The following is a 22,221-nucleotide window of genomic DNA, read 5'->3' on the forward strand; positions in this document are numbered from 1 at the left end:
TCCTCGTCCCGCCCCTACCGACACGGCACCGTCCGGATCGTCACTGCCGAACCGAGCGACCGGGCTCACCCGGTTGCGGAGTAGCCGGCGCGAGTGCCTCGGCCAGGGACCCGTAAACATCGACCAGGCGGTCGATCTGTGTCAGCTGCAGCGGGCGAAGCGTCACCGGTGTCGACGCGACCACCCGCACCTCAGTGTCTCCGGCTTCCTCCTGGGCGACCACGATGATCGACAAGCCCTGCAGACCGAGGAAGGTGACCCGGCTCAGATCGAGCACAATCACGTCCGCGGCGCTGCGTACTTCCCGCAAAACCGCAGCCTCCACCTGCGGTGCGGTGAGCATGTCGAGCTCGCCGGCGACGTGCACCACCGTCGCGTCCTGACGCGGCTCGACGACCACCACTGGCTCGGAGTCGCCTACTTCCTCCGGACCGGACGAGACCATCCACTCAACCTCCCCTCGCCCCGACGCTGCCACCCCCATGCCACGGGACTGGCCATCATCCAGGCGGCCGACCACGGGCTCAACTGCAAGTCCCCCACACGATCACGTCTCACATTTCCACCGCGCCGGGCAGCAGGACGGCGGACAGCCGGGGCGACGTCCCCTGCGCCGCCGCCCCGGCTGGGCCCCAAGGTCAGTCCTTCTTCACGGCGCCCTTGAGCTTGTCTGCGGCGTCGCCTACGGCATCCTTGACCGAGTCGAGTGCGTCCTTGATCCCGGCCTTGGCCTGGTCGGCCTTGCCCTCACCCCGCAGCTGCTCGTCCCCAGTCGCCGCGCCCGCGGCCTCCTTGGCCTTGCCCGCCACGTCCTCCGCTTTGTTACCGATCTTGTCACCGAGCGACATCCGGCATCCCTCCTCCGGTCGAGGCGCACCCTGGTGTGCACCACTCGCATCGAAAGACCCGCCCGGCTGCCCGGCGTCACGCCCACGATCCGGTGAAACCTGTCACCACTGGCCCGCCCGAACGGCACCCACCGACCACCTGCTCACAGCACTACGATGGGCAGGGCACCAGCGCCGAACCCCGAGAGTGGAATGAACCAGGACAGCACCGGCCGGGACTGGACGGCCGCAGAGAAGGCGGCCTACCGCCACCTGATCCGCACCCACCACCCGGACCGTGGGGGCGATCCGGACGAGCTCATCACCCAGCTCGCCCGGTTCCACGCCACCCAGCAGGCAAGCGGGGAGCGCATCGTGTTCGTCTCCCGCCGCCGGGGCCTTGCCGGGGTGATCGACGCACTACGCCAACGACGCCGCCGGCGGCGGCAACCGCCGCGAGTCCGGTAGACACTGAACGCTAGGTGTTGGCCCCGCGTGGGCACGGTCCGAGATCATAGGTACCCAGCTTTGGCATGCGATTCACGTAGCCATGTCCACAGTATGTGATCAGTCGAGTTCCTGCAGGTCGTCGCGGGCTGGGGCGAGCAGCTTGTGCCCGGTGATCAGGCACCCGTGCATCGCGCGCAAGTCGGCGCACAGTTCCTCCAGTAGCGGCCCGCTGGTGTGGTCGAGGGTGGTAGGTCCCGTTGCATCACGGTCTGGACCAGGCTGGCCAGCGCGGCGCTGATCTGCACGGCGCCGTCAACGGCGGCGTGCAGGGCGGCTGGAGTCGGCAGCGTCGAGCGGCGAGGTCCATAGCAAACGTAGTAGGCGATCCCGGCTGGGCCGGTGAGCTTGCGGCGGGCCAGCGGCCAGTGTCCCCGCCCAGGCTGCCAGCCGAGCCGGATCGGCACCCGCGCCCCGTCGTACTCCCGTGGCCCGTGCGCTCCGGCGCCGACCGATAGACGCCGCCGGGACCGGGCGGGAAGCGGCATCGTGGGCTTCCAGCCACAACCGCGAGTACTTGACCTGCCCGTATGCCTCATCGGCAGTGATCCACGCGAACGGCACCTCTGCCTCGAACGCCCGGGCCAGCATCACCATCGCCTGGCATGGCCTGGTCTGGAATTCGGTGCCTTCCGGGATCCCCGCCCGCCGGCAACGATCTTCATCGGCGTCCACGGCCCGGGCAGATACAACTCCCGGTCGATCAGTGCATGACCGCGAGTACCGGCATAGGCCAGGAACGTTCCGATCTGACAGTTCTCGATCCGGCCGGCGGTTCCGAGTACTGCCGCTGAACCCCGGCCGACATCCTGCCCTTCTTCAGAAACCCGGTGTCATCGACGATCAGCACCCCGCCAGATTCGCCGAGGTGCTCGATGACATAGTCGCGCATGTCGTCGCGGACGCCGTCGATATCCCAATCCGCCCAGCGCAGCAGCCGCTGCATCCCATGGCGGACAGCGCGCGCTCAGCCAATGTCGGCGTCGGAACCCTCTACCGGCGCTTCCCCCACCGCGAAGCGCTGTTGCGGGCCGTCGCGCACACGCGCTACCGCCGAGCTGTTCGAGAGATGCATGCAGCGGAAGACGAGGAGCCGACGGCATGGGATGCTCGCGCGCGCCTGATCCGGTTGTGCCGTCGGCCGCACGTGAGCGTGCAGGGCTACTGATTTCCCAGCGCGCGAAGGAACTGCTGCACCACAATGTCGAGGCCGCCGGTACCGGGAGAAACTCATGTCCGGGTTCGAACGGCTCGTTCAGGCGGCGCAGGCGGAGGGCACACTGCGCGCCGATGTCGGAGCGGGCGATGTCGCGATCATGTTCTCACTGGCTCTCCGCGAGCCGCCTGCCCCACCTCCCCTGCCGTCCCCGAGTTCGATCGAACGACCACGCTTGCTCATGGAAGCTCTGCGAACCGCTCCCGGCCCCTTGCCCGGCCGACCGATCACCGGCGCGGACCTGTCGCTGCGGCAGTCCGGCACCTCAAGCGTCATCGGTGACGATGAGCACGTGCAAAGTTCGTGGGCCGTGGACTCCCTCGACGCGGTCGAGTTCGATGTCGCTGGTGGCGCTGGGGCCGCTGATCCAGGTCTGCGGGCGGTGCGGTTCGAGGGCGGCAACAGCGTCCGGAACGTCAGCGACAACCTGCTCGGCTCGGATCACGCACACGTGCAGGTCCGGCACCAGGGTCGCGGCGCGCCGACCCTGGCCCGGGCCGTGGTCGAGCACGATCGTGCCGGTCTCGGCGATGCCGATCGCCGCGGTGGTCACCACCCCGTCGCAACGGTCGAGTACGGCGATGGGCACGTCCGGACCGTCGGCCACGGGCTCGATCCCGGCCGGCAGGTACACGGCGGGGAAGCCGGGTGGGACAAGGATCCGCAGCGGTCCCGCCCCGGCGCGAGGTTTCCTGCCGTGCAGCGCGCCGACGATCGCGCCGGCGACGCCCGTCTTCGTGGTTCGCTCGACGACGGCCCGGTAGTCGGCGACCTGCTCGGCGAACAGGTCGAGCACCTGCGCGGCGGGCCTTCCCGGCCGCGGCGGCGGGCGGTGCACCGGGACGTCGAGTTCGGGCTCGGTCGCGGTGACATCGGCCAGGGCCCGACGGGCCCGCTCGAGGATCTGCTCGCGTGCGCTCACGATCGTCCACCCTTCCGTCGTGCGGTAGGCGCGCTGCCGGTGTCGCGCGTTCCGCCTTCGGTGCGTTTCCACCAGTCCCGGAACGACTCCGCAGCGGGCACCGGTATGTCGCGGGACTGCGACCACCCCGCGGCCGGCCCCGGCAGCGGTCCCAACACCGCGCGCCCCCCAGGGGCCGTCCGCGCGCGCTTGCCCAAGATCCGGCCCCCGAGCCCGGCGGCCTTCTCCGCGGCGGCGGTCCGGCGCGAGGACGCCAACGTCCACGACGCCGCCTTGAAGGCCATGTCCTGCACCGACGGCAGGGCCGAGGCCTCCTTGTGCTCGTCGACCACCCGGCTGCGCAGGTGCACCAGCACCGCCGGGATGTCGATCCGGACCGGGCAGACCTCGAAGCAGGCTCCGCACAGACTCGAGGCGTAGGGCAGGGAGTCGGACTGCGGATCCGATCCCCGCAGCATCGGGGTGAGGATCGCGCCAATCGGCCCCGGATACACCGATCCGTAGGCGTGCCCGCCGGTTCGCTCGTACACCGGGCAGACGTTCAGGCACGCCGAGCACCGGATGCAGCGCAACGCCTGGCGGCCGGTGGGATCGGCCAGGACGTTCGTCCGGCCGTTGTCCAGCAGGATCACGTGGACCTCCTGCGGGCCGTCGCCGGGAGTGACACCGGTCCACATCGAGGTGTAAGGGTTCATCCGCTCGCCGGTGGAGGAGCGCGGCAACAGCTGGAGCATGACATCGAGGTCCTGAAAGGTCGGTAACACCTTTTCGATACCCACTACCGACACGAGCACCTCGGGCAGGGTCAGGCACATGCGGCCGTTGCCTTCGGACTCGACAACGGTGAGGGTGCCGGTCTCCGCGACCGCGAAGTTCGCCCCGGACACGGCGACCTTGGCACGCAAGAACTTCTCGCGCAGGTGCGTCCGTGCCGCTTCGGCCAGGCGCTTCGGCTCGTCGGTGAGGTCGTCCGGAGCCGCCTTGCCGACCCGGCCCATTTTGCCCAGGAAGATCTCGCGCACCTCGGCGCGGTTGCGGTGGATCGCCGGGACCAGGATGTGGCTAGGTAGGTCGTCGCCGAGCTGCACGATCAACTCGGCGAGATCGGTTTCCCAGGCCCGGATGCCCGCGGCTTCGAGCGCAGTGTTGAGTTCGACCTCCTGGGTGGCCATCGATTTGACCTTCACGACTTCGTCGGTGCCGTGGCGTTGCGCGATGTCGACGACGATGCGGTTGGCTTCGGCGGCGTCGACGGCCCAGTGCACCGTCGCGCCGGCGGCGGTCAGCGACTTCTCGAGTTGTTCGAGGTAGTGGGGCAAGTGCCGCAGCACCCGGTTCTTGATGGCCTCGCCGGCGAGGCGCAGCTGCTCCCAGTCGGCGACTTCGCCGACCACAGCCGCGCGCTTGGCCCGGATAGTGCCGGTGGCGTGCGCGAGGTTGCGCCGCAGCTGGCTGTCCGACAGTGCCTTCTTCGCCGCCGCGGGGAACTTCGGGATGCCGAGGAACGTGCCGCTCATCGTGCCGTCACCGCCTCCGGTTCGGTGGTCCTCGTCCTGGTCGTCTCGGTCGCGGCGAGGATCTCCGCGAGGTGCATCACCCGGATTCCCGAGCGCTCCCGCGACAGCAGCCCGCCGATGTGCATCAGGCAGGAGTTGTCGCCCGCGACTAGCACTTCAGCGCCGCTCTCCCGCACGTGCCGGGCCTTGTCGCTGCCCATCGCCACCGAGGTGTCGGCGTTCTTCACCGCGAACGTGCCGCCGAAGCCGCAGCACTCGTCCGCGGCAGGGAGTTCCAGCAGGGTCAGCCCGCGCACGCCCCGCAACAGCCGGGTGGGCCGGTCACCGACCCCGAGCATCCGCAGTGAGTGGCAGGTCGGGTGGTAGGTGACCCGGTGCGGGAAGTAGGCGCCGACATCGACCACGCCGAGCACGTCGACGAGGTATTCGGTCAGTTCGTAGACGGGCGGGGCTTGCTCGACCGCACGTACCAGTCCGGGATCCCCGGACCGCTCGGCCAAGATCCGGTGCTGGTGCCGTACGGAACCGGCGCACGACCCGGACGGAACGACGACCGCCTCGCAGCCAACGAACGCGTCGAGGTGGTTCCGCAGCAGCGGCACCGCCTCGTCCAGGTACCCGGTGTTGACCATCGGCTGGCCACAACAGGTCTGCTTCGCGGGGAAACCGACCTCGACGCCCAAGCGCCGCAGCAGGGTGACTACCGCGCGGCCCGTGTCGGGGAACAGCGCGTCGTTCATGCACGTGACCATCAGGCCGACGCTGGACATAGGTCCTCCGGGTGCAGAGAAAGTGGACGGAGGGTGTGGTTCGACCAAGATAGCTGTATGGTACGACCAAGCACAACCTCGGTGAAACAGGAAGAGACAACGATGTCCCACAACGTGCTCACATTCGGGCAGCACACCCCGTCGATCGCGTCCGGTGCCTGGGTCGCCCCCACCGCCGTGGTCATCGGGTCGGCCGTGGTCGAGGCCGGCACCGGGATCTTCTACGGAGCGGTGGTCCGCGCGGACCTCGAGTCGATCTCGATCGGTCCCGGGAGCAACGTCCAGGACAACGCGACACTCCACGCCGACCCCGGTTCTCCGGCCCGCATCGGAGCAGGGGTGTCCGTCGGCCACGGCGCCGTCCTGCACGGCTGCACCGTCGAGGACGGCTGCCTGGTGGGCATGAACGCGACCGTCCTCAATGGTGCGACGATCGGGGCCGGATCACTGGTGGCCGCCAACGCCCTGGTACTGGAAGGAACGCGTGTCCCGCCCAGGTCGCTGGTGGCAGGTGTGCCGGCCAAGGTCCGGCGGACGTTGACCGACGAGGAGGTCGAGGGGCTGCACCGCAATGCCGAGGTGTACCGCGAACTGACCGGGCAGTACCGGGACCTCGCCGCGGATCCGGGTGCAGCACACTGAGACCGGACGAGGCGGTTTGTGCTTGCGAACGGGGAGGGTGAAAGTGTCCACCAGCACTTCCGGGCGGCAGCCCACCTACGAGATGGTGCTGGACCATGTCGAACGGCGGCTCATGTCGGGAGATTTGCGTCCCGGCGACCGGCTGCCTCCCGAGCGGGAGCTGGCTGCTCAGCTCGGCGCGAGCCGGCAGGCCGTTCGCGAGGCGATGCGGGTCCTCCAGGCACAGGGTGTCATCCGGTCGCAGGTCGGCACCGGCGACGGCTCCGGAACCACCGTGGTTCCCGCTCCAGCGCGGGCACTGGGCCGCGTCCTGGCCCTGCACCTCGCCGTCGACTCGTTCCCCGTCGACGACGTCACCGAAGCACGGGTGATGCTCGAACGGTTCTCGGCGAGTCTCGCCGCGCGGCGCCGCAAGGCCGCGGACCTGCTGCGGATGGAGGTCGAGCTGGACGCGATGGACGCCGACCTCGATCCGGAGAAGTTCAGCGAAGCCGATGTCGCTTTTCACGTCGCCATCGCAGGCGCGGCGGGCAACCGTCTGGTCAACGAGCTCACCGTCGCCATCCGGCAATCGGTACAGGGTCTGCTGCTCGGCGCGGTGAGCATCCAAGGCGACTGGGAGTCGTTGCGCGACCGGCTGCGCGGCGAGCACCGCCGGATCTACGACGCTCTCCTCGACCAGGACGACGACGCCGCGGCAGACCTCATGGAGCAGCACGTACGCGAGTTCCACAGCCATTTCTGACAACCGTTCACGCAACCCAACGGAGGGTCCGCATGGTTGAATCTTCCGCTGCCGAACGTGCCTACCGGCAGACCAAGGAGATGGTGCTGTCCGGCGAGCTGGCCGCAGGGCAGCTCCTGAGCGAGGGCGAGATCGCGGAGCGGCTGGGCATGAGCCGCACCCCGGTGCGCGAGGCCTTCCTGCGGCTGCAGGCCGAGGAGCTGCTCGACCTGTTCCCCAAGCGAGGAGCCGTGGTGGCGCCCGTTCCGGCCGGTGAAGCGGAGGACGTCCTCGACGCTCGCGAAGCGATCGAGGTCGCCGCCGTGCGCAGACTGCTTCGCCGGCCCGCCGACATCACGCGCGCCTGTGAGGAACTCCGGCAGGCACTGGACATCCAGCGCGCATACGCCCGCTCCCAGGACCTCGGCGCCTTTTCCGAGGCGGACGAGAAGTTCCACCGCACCATCGTCGCGGCGGGCAGGAACGCGCTCACCGCGCGCTTCTACAACTCACTGGCGGATCGGCAACGCAGGATGAGCAGGCGGATCGTGAGCTCGGATCCCAGCTTCTTCGACCTGGTTCTGCGGCAACACGAAAATCTCATCATGATCGTGGAGTCGTGCGACGAGGCGGCGTTCGCCGACGCCCTGCGCGACCACCTGGACGGCACGCACCGCCGGTGAGGCGGGGCCGCGGGAGCGTCGATCGTCCCGCGGCCCCTCGATCGGTAACGCTCAGCCGACTTCGAGGAGCAGACCCCCGCCCGCCACTTGCTGAACGGCGCCGATCGCCACCCGGCGCACCGAACCGCCGCGCGGGGCGGTCATGGCGTCCTCCATCTTCATGGCCTCGATCGTGGCCACGACCTGACCTTCGGAAACGGCCTCGCCCTCCCCCACCAGGAGCGTGACCACACCGCCGAACGGCGCACCGAGATGACCGGGGCCGGTCCGGTCCGCCTTCTCCGCCACCTTGACCCCGGTCCGCACCGACTCATCGCGCACGACAACCGGGCGCAGCTGCCCGTTGAGACTGGTGAGCACCGTGCGATACCCGCGCTCGTCGGCCTCACCGATGGCCTCCAGCTCGAACAGCAGGCGCACGCCGGGTTCCAGGTCGACGGCGTACTCCTCGCCCGGGCGCAGACCGTAGAAGAAGTCCTTGCTGGGCAGCACGCTGGTGTCGCCGTAGGCGCGGCGGTGCTCCTCGAACTCCTTGGCGGGCCCGGGGAACAGCAGGCGGTTCAGCGTCGCGCGGCGGTCCTTGGCCAGTCCCTCGCGGTCCTCGGCGGACAGCTCCGCGACCGGCTTCGGCTCGGCGCGGCCCTCCAGCGCCTTGGTGCGGAACGGCTCCGGCCAGCCGCCGGGCGGGTCGCCCAGCTCGCCGCGCAGGAACCCGATCACCGAGTCCGGGATGTCGTAGCGGTTCGGCTCGGCCTCGAACTTCTCCGGCTCGACACCCCGAGTTCTTACGCGGCCCGGAAAGCGCGGATCGCGATCTCGCCGCGATTGGCCACCAGCACCTTGCGGAACATCGATTCCCTCGTCGGTTTTCGTTGAGCAGGCACAGTCCGTCGCGGACAGGAGACGGAGCTCTCCTGTCCGCGACGCGGTCCTAGTTGACTGTTTCCTCCACCGCCGCGGTGTCCTTCGCGTTGGCACGTTCGTCGAACCGCGACCGGAACATGAGGATGGAGATGATCGCGGACAGGAACAGGAAGACGAGGACGATCCACATCCCGCCGCGCTGGCTCCCGGTGAGGTCCGACAGCCATCCCGTCAGGTACGGGCCGACGAAGCCCGATGCGTTGCCCAGCGAGTTGACCAGTGCGATGCCGCCGGCCGCCGCGGCACCGGTCAGAAGGCGGGTGGGCATGCCCCAGAACGGGGACATGGAAGCCAGGATGCCGGTGGTCCCGATCGTGATGCCCACCATCGCCAGCACCGGGCCGCCGGCGTACATCGCGGCGACGATGCCCAGACCGCCGACCGCGGCGGGGATGGCGACGTGCCGGACGACCTCGTTCTTGGCGTCCGAGTGCCGCGCCCACAGGATCATGCCCAGGGCCGCCACACCGTAGGGAATCATCGTGAGCAGGCCGACCTGGAGGGTGGAGAACCGCACGCCGTACTGCTCGCGGAAGTCGGCGATGATGGTCGGCAGGAAGAACCCGATGCTGTACATGCCGTACAGCACGCCGAAGTAGATCAGGCCGAGCAACCACACCTTCGGCTGCAGCAGCGCGTCGCGGACCTTGTGGCTCCGGTCGCCGGCTTCCTGCTCGCGCTCGAGCTCGGCGATCAGGATCTGCTTTTCGTGACTGGTCAGCCACTTCGCGTCAGCCGGCTTGTCGGTCAGGTAGAACCAGCAGATCAGGCCGAGCACAACCGCGGGCACACCGGTCATGAGGATCATGAACCGCCAGCCGGACAGGCCGGGGATGAGGTCGTGCCCGTACTGGATCAGGGCGCTAGCGACCGGTGCGCCGATAACGGAGGTGAGCGGGATCGCCACCAGGAACAGCGACATGGCCCGGACCCGGTCCTTCTTGGGGAACCAGTAGGTCAGGTAGAGCAGAACGCCTGGCACGAATCCCGCCTCGGCCATGCCGAGCAGCAACCGCAGCGCGTACAACCACGGGGCGTTCGGGACGAACGCCATGACCGAGGCGACCACGCCCCAGCTGACGAGGATGCGTGCCAGCCAGCGACGGGCACCGACGCGGTGCAGCGCGAGGTTGCTCGGGACTTCCAGCAGCAGGTAGCCGAGGAAGAACACACCCGAGGCGAGACCGAACCCGGCCGCGGTCAGGCCCAGGTCGGTCTTCATCCCCGCCGGCGCCGCGAAGGACAGGTTGGTCCGATCGAGATAGTTGACCAGGTACATCAGGCCGACGAACGGGGAAATCCGCCAGAGGACCTTCTTCCGGAGCCGGGTTCGTTCCGCCGTCTCGAAGTCATGGTGGGCGGTCATCGGGTTACCTCCGGACGGTTCGGCTCTGAATCGTTGGGGGGCTGGGCTGACGACGCGCTCGGGCGATCACGGTGGTGCGCGGTCGCTGACGAGAGCGGTCGTGGCACGGTTGTCACAGCGCTCCTTTGCTGCTGGTGAGTGCTCACGGTGACGAGTTCGCCAGAATTGATCTAGTGAGTCCTGAATCCTGTGTCCTGGATCCACGGTGTGAGGACCGTAACTTCCCGCCGGAGGGGTGTCAATCCGTCACTGCCCGCCCACCCAGCCGCTGCCATCCAGATCGCCGCTCTGGCCAGCGGATTCAAGAGCTCACGTTGCGGTGATCAGTTTCGGGAAGGGATCAGCCTGTCCTGCGCAAGCCGCGCAGTCTCGGCCAGGTGCTCGGCCACGAGAGCGACCCGCTCGGTGTTGAGCAGCCGGTTCGGGGTGATGACCCAGAACGTGCGACGCGCCCACACCTGGTCGTGCAGCACCGGGATCAGGCGGTCGTCGTGATGGGCGAGGAAGCACGGGACCAGACCTAGCCCCACCCCCGCCGCCGCGGCTTCCACCTGGGCGAACAGGTTGGTGGTGCGGAACACGACGTTGGCCTTGGCCGCGATGTCCTCGGCGCTCTGCAACTCGGGAAGATCCAGCAGGGACGGCACGAACCACACCAGGTCCTGGTCGGCGAGGTCGTCCTGCACACGGATCCGCGGATGGCCGGCGAGGTAGCCGGGACTGCCGTAGAGACGCAGGTCGTAGTCGCACAGGTGCGCGATGTGGAAACCCGGCCGTTCGGGCCGGTGGATGGTGACCGCAAGGTCGAATTCGCCGACTCCGTAGTCGAGGAGGTGCATGCGGGTCACGAGTTCGACCGCGATCCCCGGGTGCCGCTCGCGCAGCCGGGCGAGCCCCGGGGCGATGACCGAACCGCCGAAGCCGTCCGTGGCAACGATGCGCACGGTCCCGCGTGGACTGTGGCGGTCGTTGGACACCGCGGCGCGGGCGGCGTCGGCCTCGGCTTCGATCCGCTGGGCGTAGGGCAACAACCGCCGCCCCGCGGAGGTCAGCGTCCAGCCGCGGGGCGTCTTGTCGAAGAGCCGCTCCCCCAGCTGCTTCTCCAGAGCCAGGACCCGCCTGCGGATCGTGGTGTGCTCGACCTCCAGCCGTTCGGCCGCGGTGGCCAGCCGCCCGTAGCGGGTCAGGCTCAGGAAGTAGCGGAGGTCTTCGAGGTTCACCTCGTGCATTTTTGCACAGACCGGGTGCCGATGTTCGTCTTGAGTGTGCCTTTCTGCCACGCGACAGTAACCGGGACAGTCACGAGAAGGGGTGCAAGGCATGAGTGTTTTCGGTTTCGTCGGCCTCGGGAACATGGGTCGGCCGATGGCGGAGAACCTGATCAAGGCCGGCCATGACGTGCGCGGGTACGACGTCGTCGACGCGATCCGAGAGCAGGCCGCCGCCGCGGGAATCACGATCGCCGACTCGGCCAACGACGCCGCCGACGGCGCGGACGTACTGATCACCATGCTGCCCAAGGGCGAACATGTCCGTGCGGTGCTGCTCGCCCAGGACGGGCCCCTGACCCGGTTGAAGCCGGGCGGCCTGGTGCTCGACTGTTCGTCCATCGACGTCGCCACCAGCCGGGATGTGCACGCGGCGGCCACCGAAGCCGGTCTGCTCGTCCTCGACGCACCGGTCTCGGGTGGCGTCGGCGGCGCGACCGCGGGCACGTTGACGTTCATGGTCGGCGGGAGCGAGGCCGCACTCGCCGCGGCGCAGCCAGCTTTGGACGCCATGGGCAGCAGGATCTTCCACGTCGGTGGCGCGGGCGCAGGCCAGGCGGTCAAGGCCTGTAACCAGATGGTCGTCGGAGCCAGCCTCGCCGCCACCGCCGAAGCGTTCGTCCTCGCGGAGCAGCTGGGGTTGACGCCGCAGAGCGTGTTCGACGTGCTCAGCACGTCCTCGGGCAACACCTGGGCGCTGCACAACTTCACCCCGCGCCCCGGTCTCGTCGAGGGATCCGCCGCCGACAACGGCTACCAGGCCAAGTTCGCCGCCGCCCTGTTGGCCAAGGACCTCGGACTCGCGCTGAGCGCCGCGGAAAGCGCGGGCGTCGAGCTCGTTGTGGGCTCCAGCGCGAAGGCGCAGTTCGACAAGCTCGTCGCGCACGACGGCAGCCTCGATTCCTCGGCGGTCGTGAAGGTCATCGAAGTCAAGAGCTGACTTCGACCACACGCCCGGCCCAACCAGTACCCGAACACCAGGAGCACCAGCATGACCACCTCGATTCCCGAGTACCTGAACTACATTGACGGCACCTGGGTCGCCGCACGCGACAATGCCTGGATCGACGTCGAGAGCCCGCGCAACCGGCAGATCATCGCGAAGGTGCCCCGCGGCGACGAGAAGGACATCGCCGACGCCGTCGACGCGGCCGGCCGCGCGTTCCCGGGCTGGCGCGACACCGCGCCGCGGGCTCGCGGCCGACTGTTGCAGCAGATCGCCGACAAGCTGGAACCCGAGATCGAGCGCATCGCCCGGATCATCTCCGACGAGAACGGCAACGCGCTGCGCACGCAGTCCCGCGGCGAGGTCACCTTCGCCGTCGACGTGTTCCGTTACTTCGGCTCGGTGGCCAGCGAGGTCAAGGGCGAGACGATCCCGCTCAACGCCCACGTCCTGGACTACTCCCGCCGCGAACCGATCGGCATCGTCGGCGCGATCGTGCCGTGGAACGCCCCGGTGCAGCTCGCCGTCATGAAGATCGCCTCCGCCCTCGCGGCAGGCAACGCCCTCGTGCTCAAGGCTGCCGAGGACGCCCCGCTGGCCGTGCTGGAGATCGTCAAGATCTGCCACGAGTTCCTGCCCGCGGGCGTGCTGAACGTGGTCGTCGGCTACGGCACCGAAGCGGGCGAAGCCCTGATCACCCACCCCGCCGTCCGCAAGCTGTCCTTCACCGGATCCACCGCGGTCGGCAAGCGGGTGATGTCCGCCGCGGCGGAGCGGATCGTGCCCGTCTCGCTGGAGCTGGGCGGCAAGAACCCCCAGATCGTCTTCCCCGACGCCGACGAGGACTGGGTCGCGCAGGGCACGATCTCCGGCATGCGCTTCGCGCGGCAGGGCCAGTCCTGCACCGCGGGATCCCGGCTGTTCGTGCACCGCTCGATCGTCGATTCCTTCGTGGACAAACTCACCGCCAACCTGGGCAAGCTCAAGGTCGGCGACCCGCTCGACGAAGAGACCGACATCGGCGCGATCGTCAACAAGAAGCAGTTCGACAAGGTTTGCGGCTACATCGACGAGGGTCTCCAGCGCGGAGAGTCCACTGTGGCCCTGGGCGGGCTTCCCCCCACGGAGGGTCCGCTGTCGGAGGGTTTCTACGTCCAGCCCACGGTGTTCGTCGGCGTCGAGAACTCCTGGCGGCTGGCGCAGGAGGAGATCTTCGGCCCGGTCCTGTGCGTCATCCCGTGGGACGACGAGGACGAGGTCGTCCGCATGGCCAACGACACCCACTACGGGTTGTCGGCGTTCATCTGGACCCACGACATCGGCCGCGCCCTGCGCACCGCGCACTCGATCGACGCCGGCTGGATCCAGGTCAACCAGGGCGGCGGCCAGGTGCTCGGCCAGTCCTACGGAGGCTGGAAGCAGAGTGGTATCGGCCGCGAGTTCTCCCTCGAGGGCATGATCGAGAGCTTCACCGAGCGCAAGCACGTCTCCATCGACACCTCCCGGTGAGGGCCACGGTCATGAGCACCGACGCCTTCACCGCGGAGCTGGCCGACATTCTGCGCACCGACCCGCCGGCGGCCCTGGTCGTCGACCGCATCGCCAGGCAGGCCGTCGACGACGTCGCCGTGATCACCCTCGCGAAGCCGGAGGCCTTCAACGCGCTCTCCCTGGCGAGCTGGCGACAGCTGCGATCGGACTTCACGGAGCTCGCCCGGCAGGAAAACCTGCGTGCGGTGGTGTTGCGCGGCGCCGGCCCGAAGGCCTTCGCGGCCGGTGCCGACATCAAGGAATTCCCCGAAACCAGGATGAGCGCGGCGGCGGCGACCGACTACAACGAGACGATCGCCCGTGCGCTGCGGGCGGTGGCCGACCTGCCCGTTCCCGTCATCGCGGCCGTGCACGGCCTGGCCGTCGGCGGCGGATGCGAGCTCATCACCGCCTGCGACGTGCGGATCGCCTCGACCGCGGCGCGCTTCGGCATCCCGATCGGCAAACTCGGCGTCACACTCGGGTACACCGAAACCGTGTCGGTGGCCCGGCTGATCGGCCCCGCAGAGCTGAAGTACCTGCTCTACAGCGGTGAGCTGATCACCGCCGATGACGCGCACCGCATCGGCCTGGTGCAACGCCTGACCGACCCGGATGGGCTGGTCGACGCGGTCACCGGCCTCGTGGGCCGGATCAGGTCCCAGTCGGCGCTCACGCTCAAGGCGGCGAAGGTCGTCACGGGCATGGCCGGGCGCCCGCTCACCGACGCCGACGCCGACGCTCTCGCGCGCTTCACCGTCGAGGCCTACGAGGGCAGCGATCTCAAGGAAGGTGTCGCGGCGTTCGCCGAGCGGCGCGCACCGGTGTTCGGCCAGAAGGGAGAAGACTGAACATGGGCGCACTCGACGGAATCCGCGTCGTCGACCTGACCCGCTACCTGTCCGGGCCGACGCTCACGATGCTGCTGGCCGACCTCGGCGCCGACGTCGTCAAGGTCGAGACGCTGCCGACCGGGGACCCGGCCCGCCAGTCCGGGCCGTTCCAGGACGGCGAAAGCGTCTACTACATGGCCTCCAACCGCAACAAGCGCAGCGTCGCCCTGGATCTGCGCAGCGAGGAAGGCAAGGCCGCGCTGCGCAAACTCGTCGCCGGGGCCGACGTGTTCGTGCAGAACTTCAAGCCGGGCACCACCGAAAGGATGGGGTTCGGCCCGGACGAGATGCGCGAACTCAACCCGCGGCTGATCTACGTCTCGCTCAGCGGCTTCGGGCAACGGCCCCCGGGAGCGGACCTGGCCGGCTTCGACCAGACCGCGCAGGCAATGTCGGGACTGATGAGCGTCACCGGCACGCCTGAAACCGGCCCACTGCGAGTCGGGATCGCGATCGCCGACTCCGCCACCGGCGTGTTCGGCGCGGTCGGTGTCCTCTCCGCGCTCTACGAGCGGGAGCGCACCGGGCAGGGCACCGTGGTCGAAGGTTCGCTGATGCAGTCCATGCTGACGCTGCTGTCCTACCAGGCGCAGAAGTACCTGAGCCTCGGCGTCACTCCCGGGCAGGACGGCAACGACCACCCGATCATGTTTCCGCAGGGCACCTTCAAGACCCGCGACACGGCGATGACGCTGGCCTGCGGCAACGAGAAGATGTGGCAGCGCCTGTGTTCCGCGCTCGGCATGCAGGAACTCGAAGCCGACCCGCGCTTCGCCGACAACGCGAGCCGCATGGCCAACCGGACCGAGCTCCGCAAGATCATCGAGGACGTGCTGTCGGCCAAGACCACCGAGGAGTGGATCGCCGAAGTCGGTGCGGCCGGTGTGCCGTGCGGGCCGGTCCTCACGATCCCGGAGGCCCTGGAACACCCGATCACGGCCGGCCTCGACATGGTCGCTCGTGTCGAGCACTCCACGCTCGGCCCGATGAAGGTGCTCGGTCAGTCGGTGCACATCGGCGGCGCGGACCCGCAATGGCTCCGCCGCCCCGCACCGATGCTCGGCGAGCACACCCACGAGGTCCTCACCGAACTCGGTTACGACGACGCCGAGGTCGCGGACATGATCGCCACCGGCCAGGCGGTGCAGTGGCAGCACACCGCCGGATAACGGCCACCGCGCAACGCGAACCGGCTTCCCGCGGAGTGACGCGGGAAGCCGGTTCGCGTTGGGCGTGTGCTGTCAGGACTCGGCGGACTCCGCGATGGACGTGGCCAGCTTGTCGGCGGCACGGCTGAGGTGCTGGTGCATCGCGGCTTCGGCGGCGTCCGGGTCGCGCTCCACCAGGGCGCGGGCGACCTCGGCGTGTTCGTGCCAGGCGCTGTCGAAGACGTGCCGGATGTGCATCACGCTGACCATGGCGCGCTCCACGATGGACCACACCGGCACGATCGCGCGCTGGAAGTGGCTGTTGTCCGTCGCGGTGAGGATCGACATGTGGAACTCGCGGTCCGCGGCCAGCAGCTTGGCCGTGTCGTAGGAGGTGAAGACCGGCAGGTGCCGGTCCACCACCTGCTGGATGTGGCGGACGCTCTCGTCGGTTCCCTGCTCGGCGACGATGCGGACGGCCTTCGTTTCCAGTGCCATCCGCACGTCGTAAACCTGACGCACATCGGGTGCCGTCAACTCCCGCACGGCCACTCCCCCACCTGCCAGTGGTTCGAGCAGGCCCTCCGCGACGAGTTCGGGGATCGCCGCCCGGATGGGCATCCGGCTCACCCCGAGTTGCTTGGCGACCTGGACCTGGTTCAGCTTCCCGGTGGGGATCTGCTCCAGGGCGATCGCCAGTCGCAGGCGGTCGCGAACGGTCCTGACCAGTGCGGTGCTGTCCCGGGGTGGCAGTTGCTCCAGTGCCGAGACCTCGGCCGACAGGTCCCCGATCCCTGGCGTGGCCACGCCCTCGTTCGCCATGTAACACCTCTCGTCGGTCCGCGCCCAATCTAGCAGTGGACCATGGATCCCGGAGCCGGACACGGCCCGGGTCGCCGACCCGGGCCGTGTCCGGCGTGCTCACGCGGTTTCGGTGATCTTCCGGTCGACCCAGGGCATCATGTCCCGGAGCCGGGCCCCGACCTGCTCGATGCCGTGCGCCTGTCCCTGTGCCCGCAGCCGCAGGAAGTTCGGCCTGCCGTTCTCGTCCTCGGCGATCCATTCGCGCGCGAAGGTGCCGTCCTGGATCTCCCCGAGAATCTTGGCCATCTCCTTGCGGGTGTCATCGGTGACGATCCGCGGTCCGCGGGTGAGGTCACCGTACTCGGCGGTGTCGCTGCACGAGTAGCGCTGGCGCGCGATTCCGCCCTCGTAGATCAGATCGACGATCAGCTTGAGCTCGTGCAGGACCTCGAAGTAGGCGATCTCGGGCTGGTATCCCGCGTTGACGAGCGTGTCGAAGCCGGCCTCGATCAGGGCCGAGGTGCCACCACAGAGAACGGCCTGCTCACCGAACAGATCCGTCTCGGTCTCCTCGGCGAACGTGGTCTTGATGACGCCGGCGCGCGTGCCGCCCAGCGCCTTGGCGTAGGCGAGCGCGACCTCCAGGGCCCGGCCGGAGGCGTCCTGCTCGACGGCGACGAGCGCCGGGACCCCGTGCCCATCGACGAACTGCCGCCGCACCAGGTGCCCAGGCCCCTTCGGTGCGATCAGGGCGACGTCCACACCCTCGGGCGCGCTGATGTAGTCGTAGCGGACGTTGAAGCCGTGGCTGAACAGCAACAAGTTGCCCGGCCGCAGGTTCGGGGCGATGTCCTGCGCGTACAGGGTGCGCTGCACGGTGTCCGGCGCCTGGATGGAGACGACGTCTGCCTCCGCGGCGGCGTCCGCGGGCGTGAGGACCCGCAGCCCTTCCTCCTCGGCCTTGGGGCGCGACTTCGACCCTTCGGGCAGCCCCACCCGGACGTCGACGCCGGAGTCGCGCAGGCAGAGAGCGTGGGCGTGCCCCTGGCTCCCATAGCCGATGACGGCGACCTTCAGCCCCTGCAAGAGCCCTAGGTCTGCGTCGGCGTCGTAATAGACGGTGGCGGACATCGCTGCACTTCCTTCCGAACGGTCTTCAAGCGGCTTGCGTCATCGCGGAGCCGTACCGCACGCTACCCGAATCCCGGCTCCTGGATCCAGGAGCCTTGTATACGGACTTGCACACGACGGCGAGCCGGTCGCTCGACCTGCATGTTTGAGATCCTGGATCCACGTGCCTTGCGTCACGTGATCCCGAGCCGTATCCTTGATCCTGGATCCACAGTGGCGAGTGGTGGAGGCGGATCATGACCGTCCCGCCTGCCGTGGCTCCCCCTCCCGGCGAACGCCTACCTCGCGGCCCGCGCCAGTCGCGTCTGGACGGGCGCCCCCGGTTCCCGCGCAACTCCCCGCCCACTCCACGGCCAAGAACTCGAAAGGTCTGTTCCGAACATGGTTGACACCGTCGTTGCCGAGAAGCAGGAACGCTCCGCGCCTCCGCCCGGTACCCGTCCGGCCGTCGTCGACTGCGACGTCCACCCCATCCTGACCACCCCGGAGGCGTTCCTCCCCTACCTGGACGAGTACTGGGGCGACCAGCTGATCGGTGCACTGTCACCGAACTACGAACCGAACTACCACCCGCGCCACTCCCCGATCGCCCAGCGACCGGGTCTGCGCACCGACGACGACGGCCGCGCCGCCACCCGGGTGGAGGACCTGGTGGCCGACGTGTTCGCCGACGGGCACACCGATTTCGCGATCCTGAACTGCCTCTACGGCATCCAGCAGATGCACCAGCCGCGTCGCGAAGCGGCGCACGCCCGTGCGCTCAACGACTGGATCGCGCACGAGTGGCTGGCCCAGGACGAACGCCTGCGCGCCTCGATCGTCGTGCCGCAAGGCACCCCCGAGCTCGCCGCCGAAGAGATTGCCCACCGCGCCGGCGACAAGCGGTTCGTGCAGGTCCTGCTGCTGGGGCAGTCCGAACTGCTCTACGGACGCCAGATCAACTGGCCGATCTGGGAAGCGGCCGAAGCGGCGGGTCTGCCCGTGACGATCCACCTGGGCGGTGTCTTCCGCCAGGCCCCGACGTCCGTCGGATGGCCCACCTCCTACCTGGAGTGGTACGTCGGGCAGCAGTCCAACCTCGAGGCGCAGATCAACTCGATCGTGTCCGAAGGCGTGCTGCAGAAGTTCCCCGGCACGCGGGTGGTCGTCTCCGAGGTCGGATTCCAGTGGCTGCCGGCGTTCATCTGGAAGTTCGACAAGCTGTGGAAGAGCTACCGGCACGACGTGCCCTGGCTGGACCGCGCACCGTCCCAGCTGATCCGCGAGCACTTCAAGTTCACCACCGCCCCCTCCGACGGCGCCGAAGAACCCGGGGGCCTCGATCGGATCGTCGAGCGGATGGGCAGCGACCAGATGCTCGTCTACTCCAGCGACTACCCCCACAACCACGCGTCCGGGCCGCGGCAGATCGAAGCCGGCACGTCCGACAGCGAGCTGATCGACCGCATCTACCGGCACAACGCCTGGGACCTGTACCAGCTCAGCGTCCCCGGCCACGAGTGAGAAAGGCGGCACCGCCATGACTGCCATCGACCACGCCCCCTCCGCCGCCCCCGTGGGCGAGGCCCGGCTCGGTACCGGGATCTTCGACGTCGACATCCACCCCGTGCCGCGCGAAGGCCTGATCGCGAGCTACCTGCCCGACCGGTGGCGCCGGCACATCCACGAGTACGGCGTGCGCACCACCAACGGCCTGACCCACGTCACCGAGTACCCCCAGATGTACGGCGGCGCCATGCGCAACGACGCGTGGCCCGACGACGGCTCCTACCCCGGATCGTCGCTGGAGCTGATCCGGTCCCAGCTGCTCGACCCGTACAACGTGACCGTCGGCGTGCTGCAGTGCCTTGCCCCCGGTGGGCAGACCCTGAACCCGGCCAGCCAGGCGCTGGACCCGCGGGTCGCCGACGTGCTCACCCGGGCTATCAACGACTGGCAGCTCGAGCACCTGGTTTACCCGGAGCCGCGGCTGCGCGCCTCGGCCCCGGTCGCGTTCGAGGCCGCCGAGTTCGCGGTCAAGGAGATCGAGCGAGTGGGCTCCAACCCGGGTGTCGTGTCGATCCTCGGCCTGAGCAAGACCCTGGAACCGCTGGGCAGCCGCAAGTACTGGCCCATCTACGAGGCCGCCGTCGCGCACGACCTGCCGATCCAGTTCCACCTGTCCCAGGGCGGCGGGCACGCCAACACCGGAACCGGGTGGACCTCCTACCACACCGAGTACCACGTCGGGCACACCCAGAGCCTGCAGTCGCAGATGCTCAGCCTCATCCTCACCGGGACCTTCGACCGGTTCCCGGACCTGAAGGTCATGTTCGTCGAGGGCAACGTCGTGCACTTCGCTCCGCTGGTGCAGCGGCTGGACTACCACTGGAAGACCCTGCGTGGCGAGGTCGCCGACCTGCAGCGCAAGCCCTCGGAGTACATCCGCGACCACATCTTCGCCTCGACCCAGCCGATCGACGAGCCGGAGAACCCGAAGCACCTGGCCGAGATGATCGAAGAGTTCTGCCCGGACAACGTGGTCTTCGCTTCCGATTACCCGCATTTCGACTTCGATTCGCCCGAGACCGTCTTCCCCAGCGTCTTCCCGGACGACCTGCGCGACAAGATCATGCGTACCAACGGGTTGCGGTTCTTCGGGCTGGAGGGCTGATCACATGCCGAAGTACGTGGTGGCGGGCACCTCCGAGATCGAACCGGGCGAGCGCAAGATCGTCGAACTCGAAGGCCGCAAGATCGGTGTGTTCAACGTCGACGGCGAATACTTCGCGCTACTGGACCAGTGCCCGCACGCCGGGGCGGCGCTGTGCAGCTTCGGCACGGTCTTCGGGGTCTCCGACGCGGACAAGCCGGACGGCGACATCTCCTACGAGCGCAACCGCGCGATCCGCTGCCCCTGGCACGCCTGGGAGTACGACATCCGCACCGGTGAGTCCTTTTTCGACCCGCGCAACGCGCGCGTGCGCAAGTACGACGTCGAAGTCGTCCCCGGTTCGCCCGCGGACGTGGTCGACCCGGACGGTGGCCGGCAGAAGGGGCCGTTCGTCATGGAGGGCTACGCGGTGAGCGTCGAAGACGACATGGTCGTCGTCGACACCAGCCGACGACGCCCTGCGCGCGGCTCCCGCGCGCAGGCCCAGTCCCGAGCCTGATCCTCCTGCGTCCCCGCTGGGCCGGCACCAGCGACCGGCCCGGCGGGGCTTCCACGGCCACCCGATGCTGGCCGCACCTCCCGAAATGGATGGTTTCCGATGACGCACACCTTCCCTCGCGGCCCCGCCGAGGTGCCCGCGGTCGTCGCCGAGATCGTGCCCGAGGCCGACGGCATCAAGTCCCTGCGGCTCGAACCCGCCTCCGGCGACAAAATGCCCGCATGGGAACCCGGCGCGCACATCGACCTCGTCCTCGCTCCCGGCCTGGAGCGCCAGTACTCGCTGTGCGGGGACCCCACGGACCTGCGCAGCTGGCGCATCGGAGTCCTGCGCGAACCCGAAAGCCGTGGCGGATCGGCACACGTGCACGAGAAGCTGTCCGTCGGCGACCAGATCCTCTGCCGCGGCCCCCGCAACAACTTCGCGCTAACCGAGGCCGAGCGGTACCTGTTCATCGCCGGCGGCATCGGCATCACCCCGATCCTGCCGATGATCCGGCAGTGCGAGGCAGCGGGGAAGCCGTGGAACCTGTTCTACGGGGGCCGGGAAGAAGCGTCCATGGCATTCCGGGCGGAACTCACCCCGTACGGCGACCGCGTCACCTACTGGCCGCAAAACGTCCACGGCCACCTCGACCTCCCCACGATCCTCGGCACACCCCAGGCCGGCACCGCCGTCTACTGCTGCGGCCCCGGCGGCCTGCTCGACGCCGTGGAACAACGGTGCGAGGCATGGCCCGACGGCGCACTGCACCTGGAACGCTTCCGCCCGAAGGACGGCGCACTCGAGGGCGAGAACACCGAATTCGAGGTCGTCCTGGACTACTCCGGCATCACGCTCACCGTCGCGCCGGACCAATCCATCGTCGACGCTGTCGAAGCCGCGGGCGTGCACATCCCCACCTCCTGCCGGGAAGGGACATGCGGCACCTGCGAAACCGTGGTGCTGGAAGGCGAACCGGACCACCGGGACTCCTACCTGACACCCCAGGAGAAGGAGTCCGGCGAAGTCATCATGCCGTGCTGCTCCCGGTCCTGCTCCAAGACCCTGATCCTGGACCTGTGAACTTCACCATCGACATCGCGTCCGCCCTGACCGGGGGGTGGTCAGCGGTGCCTCCCCCCGTCGAACCGAGCCAAACCCGCATCTCGATCGCCGGCGAGCGCTTGGAGAATCATGCGGCTCCTCGGTCGGCACGCCGCAGCCGCAGGACCGGAGCGATCAGCCGTCCGGACCGAGTCCCTCATCTGT

At 68.8% G+C, this 22,221-nt stretch carries 22 protein-coding genes and 3 pseudogenes; 13 read left to right on the forward strand and 12 right to left on the reverse strand.

Annotated elements, in window-relative coordinates:
• Nucleotides 1-40 precede the first annotated feature (40 nt).
• Nucleotides 41-403 (reverse strand): STAS domain-containing protein, encoded by a 363-nt coding sequence (locus AMETH_RS23425; protein WP_157628488.1) that lies wholly within the window; start codon nt 401-403, stop codon nt 41-43.
• Between the two features lie 235 nt (nt 404-638).
• The gene (locus tag AMETH_RS23430; protein WP_017983600.1) at nt 639-848 is read right to left on the reverse strand and encodes a CsbD family protein; all 210 of its coding nucleotides are present in this window, start codon (nt 846-848) and stop codon (nt 639-641) included.
• Between the two features lie 192 nt (nt 849-1,040).
• Between AMETH_RS23430 and AMETH_RS23435 the strand changes: the two genes are divergently transcribed.
• Entirely contained in the window at nt 1,041-1,295 is a 255-nt protein-coding gene (locus AMETH_RS23435; RefSeq protein WP_017983601.1) for a J domain-containing protein, read from the forward strand.
• Nucleotides 1,296-1,603: 308 nt separating this feature from the next.
• Here the strand turns inward: AMETH_RS23435 and AMETH_RS42725 are convergent.
• Nucleotides 1,604-1,820, reverse strand: a pseudogene (locus AMETH_RS42725) (IS701 family transposase); the annotation flags it as partial.
• An 84-nt stretch (nt 1,821-1,904) separates the two neighbouring features.
• Nucleotides 1,905-2,280: pseudogene (locus tag AMETH_RS42730) on the reverse strand (transposase); the annotation flags it as partial.
• Between the two features lie 3 nt (nt 2,281-2,283).
• On the opposite strand from AMETH_RS42730, the gene AMETH_RS38170 reads away from it, so the two are divergent.
• Nucleotides 2,284-2,502: a TetR family transcriptional regulator gene (locus AMETH_RS38170; RefSeq protein ID WP_156131720.1), complete on the forward strand. Its 219-nt coding sequence runs from the start codon at nt 2,284-2,286 to the stop codon at nt 2,500-2,502.
• 313 nt (nt 2,503-2,815) lie between these two features.
• Here AMETH_RS38170 and AMETH_RS23445 read toward each other — a convergent pair whose 3' ends face one another.
• Genes AMETH_RS23445 through AMETH_RS23455 form a run of 3 tightly spaced genes read right to left on the reverse strand, consistent with a single transcriptional unit; the run spans nt 2,816 to nt 5,759 of the window.
• Nucleotides 2,816-3,472, reverse strand: coding sequence for a LutC/YkgG family protein (locus AMETH_RS23445; protein WP_017983602.1), 657 nt, complete (start codon nt 3,470-3,472; stop codon nt 2,816-2,818).
• Nucleotides 3,469-4,989, reverse strand: a complete 1,521-nt coding sequence (locus AMETH_RS23450; RefSeq protein ID WP_017983603.1) for a lactate utilization protein B — start codon at nt 4,987-4,989, stop codon at nt 3,469-3,471. Before AMETH_RS23450 ends, AMETH_RS23445 begins: the two co-directional genes overlap by 4 nt.
• Nucleotides 4,986-5,759 carry a (Fe-S)-binding protein gene (locus tag AMETH_RS23455; RefSeq protein WP_017983604.1) on the reverse strand — a complete coding sequence of 258 codons (774 nt, stop codon included), beginning with the start codon at nt 5,757-5,759 and terminating at the stop codon, nt 4,986-4,988. Before AMETH_RS23455 ends, AMETH_RS23450 begins: the two co-directional genes overlap by 4 nt.
• Nucleotides 5,760-5,861: 102 nt before the next feature.
• Between AMETH_RS23455 and AMETH_RS23460 the strand changes: the two genes are divergently transcribed.
• The 3 genes from AMETH_RS23460 to AMETH_RS23470 are packed head-to-tail and all read left to right on the forward strand — an operon-like array spanning nt 5,862 to nt 7,808.
• Nucleotides 5,862-6,401 (forward strand): gamma carbonic anhydrase family protein, encoded by a 540-nt coding sequence (locus AMETH_RS23460; protein WP_017983605.1) that lies wholly within the window; start codon nt 5,862-5,864, stop codon nt 6,399-6,401.
• Nucleotides 6,402-6,444: 43 nt separating this feature from the next.
• Nucleotides 6,445-7,146 carry a FadR/GntR family transcriptional regulator gene (locus AMETH_RS23465; RefSeq protein ID WP_017983606.1) on the forward strand — a complete coding sequence of 234 codons (702 nt, stop codon included), beginning with the start codon at nt 6,445-6,447 and terminating at the stop codon, nt 7,144-7,146.
• Between the two features lie 32 nt (nt 7,147-7,178).
• Nucleotides 7,179-7,808 carry a GntR family transcriptional regulator gene (locus AMETH_RS23470; RefSeq protein WP_017983607.1) on the forward strand — a complete coding sequence of 210 codons (630 nt, stop codon included), beginning with the start codon at nt 7,179-7,181 and terminating at the stop codon, nt 7,806-7,808.
• A gap of 51 nt (nt 7,809-7,859) precedes the next feature.
• Here AMETH_RS23470 and AMETH_RS23475 read toward each other — a convergent pair.
• The 3 genes and pseudogenes from AMETH_RS23475 to AMETH_RS23485 form a co-directional block, all read right to left on the reverse strand.
• Nucleotides 7,860-8,585, reverse strand: a pseudogene (locus AMETH_RS23475) (biotin/lipoyl-containing protein); the annotation flags it as partial.
• 154 nt (nt 8,586-8,739) lie between these two features.
• Nucleotides 8,740-10,098, reverse strand: a complete 1,359-nt coding sequence (locus AMETH_RS23480) for an MFS transporter (protein WP_017983609.1) — start codon at nt 10,096-10,098, stop codon at nt 8,740-8,742.
• 323 nt (nt 10,099-10,421) lie between these two features.
• Entirely contained in the window at nt 10,422-11,327 is a 906-nt protein-coding gene (locus AMETH_RS23485; protein WP_017983610.1) for a LysR family transcriptional regulator, read from the reverse strand.
• A gap of 91 nt (nt 11,328-11,418) precedes the next feature.
• Here AMETH_RS23485 and mmsB point away from each other — a divergent pair, with 91 nt between their 5' ends.
• From mmsB to AMETH_RS23505, 4 genes are read left to right on the forward strand one after another with little or no spacing between them, the layout of a single operon-like run.
• Nucleotides 11,419-12,306, forward strand: coding sequence for a 3-hydroxyisobutyrate dehydrogenase (mmsB, locus tag AMETH_RS23490; protein WP_017983611.1), 888 nt, complete (start codon nt 11,419-11,421; stop codon nt 12,304-12,306).
• Nucleotides 12,307-12,357: 51 nt separating this feature from the next.
• Nucleotides 12,358-13,821, forward strand: a complete 1,464-nt coding sequence (locus AMETH_RS23495) for an aldehyde dehydrogenase family protein (protein ID WP_017983612.1) — start codon at nt 12,358-12,360, stop codon at nt 13,819-13,821.
• An 11-nt stretch (nt 13,822-13,832) separates the two neighbouring features.
• The gene (locus AMETH_RS23500; RefSeq protein WP_017983613.1) at nt 13,833-14,693 is read left to right on the forward strand and encodes an enoyl-CoA hydratase/isomerase family protein; all 861 of its coding nucleotides are present in this window, start codon (nt 13,833-13,835) and stop codon (nt 14,691-14,693) included.
• Between the two features lie 2 nt (nt 14,694-14,695).
• Nucleotides 14,696-15,904, forward strand: coding sequence for a CaiB/BaiF CoA transferase family protein (locus AMETH_RS23505; protein WP_017983614.1), 1,209 nt, complete (start codon nt 14,696-14,698; stop codon nt 15,902-15,904).
• A 72-nt stretch (nt 15,905-15,976) separates the two neighbouring features.
• Here the strand turns inward: AMETH_RS23505 and AMETH_RS23510 are convergent, their stop codons facing one another.
• Both AMETH_RS23510 and ilvC read right to left on the reverse strand, forming a co-directional pair.
• A complete protein-coding gene (locus tag AMETH_RS23510; protein WP_017983615.1) occupies nt 15,977-16,705 on the reverse strand; it encodes a GntR family transcriptional regulator in 729 nt (242 codons plus the stop codon).
• Between the two features lie 99 nt (nt 16,706-16,804).
• Complete coding sequence (ilvC, locus tag AMETH_RS23515) at nt 16,805-17,818, reverse strand: ketol-acid reductoisomerase (RefSeq protein WP_017983616.1); 1,014 nt, start codon at nt 17,816-17,818, stop codon at nt 16,805-16,807.
• 381 nt (nt 17,819-18,199) lie between these two features.
• Between ilvC and AMETH_RS23520 the strand changes: the two genes are divergently transcribed.
• The 4 genes from AMETH_RS23520 to AMETH_RS23535 all read left to right on the forward strand — a co-directional run bounded on the left by AMETH_RS23520 (nt 18,200) and on the right by AMETH_RS23535 (nt 22,035).
• The gene (locus AMETH_RS23520; RefSeq protein WP_017983617.1) at nt 18,200-19,321 is read left to right on the forward strand and encodes an amidohydrolase family protein; all 1,122 of its coding nucleotides are present in this window, start codon (nt 18,200-18,202) and stop codon (nt 19,319-19,321) included.
• A gap of 16 nt (nt 19,322-19,337) precedes the next feature.
• A complete protein-coding gene (locus AMETH_RS23525; RefSeq protein WP_017983618.1) occupies nt 19,338-20,471 on the forward strand; it encodes an amidohydrolase family protein in 1,134 nt (377 codons plus the stop codon).
• A 4-nt stretch (nt 20,472-20,475) separates the two neighbouring features.
• Nucleotides 20,476-20,970, forward strand: a complete 495-nt coding sequence (locus AMETH_RS23530) for a Rieske (2Fe-2S) protein (RefSeq protein ID WP_017983619.1) — start codon at nt 20,476-20,478, stop codon at nt 20,968-20,970.
• A 99-nt stretch (nt 20,971-21,069) separates the two neighbouring features.
• Nucleotides 21,070-22,035 carry a PDR/VanB family oxidoreductase gene (locus tag AMETH_RS23535; RefSeq protein WP_017983620.1) on the forward strand — a complete coding sequence of 322 codons (966 nt, stop codon included), beginning with the start codon at nt 21,070-21,072 and terminating at the stop codon, nt 22,033-22,035.
• Nucleotides 22,036-22,221 lie beyond the last annotated feature (186 nt).

Origin of the sequence: Amycolatopsis methanolica 239 (assembly GCF_000739085.1) — a bacterium.
GTDB lineage: Bacteria > Actinomycetota > Actinomycetes > Mycobacteriales > Pseudonocardiaceae > Amycolatopsis_E > Amycolatopsis_E methanolica.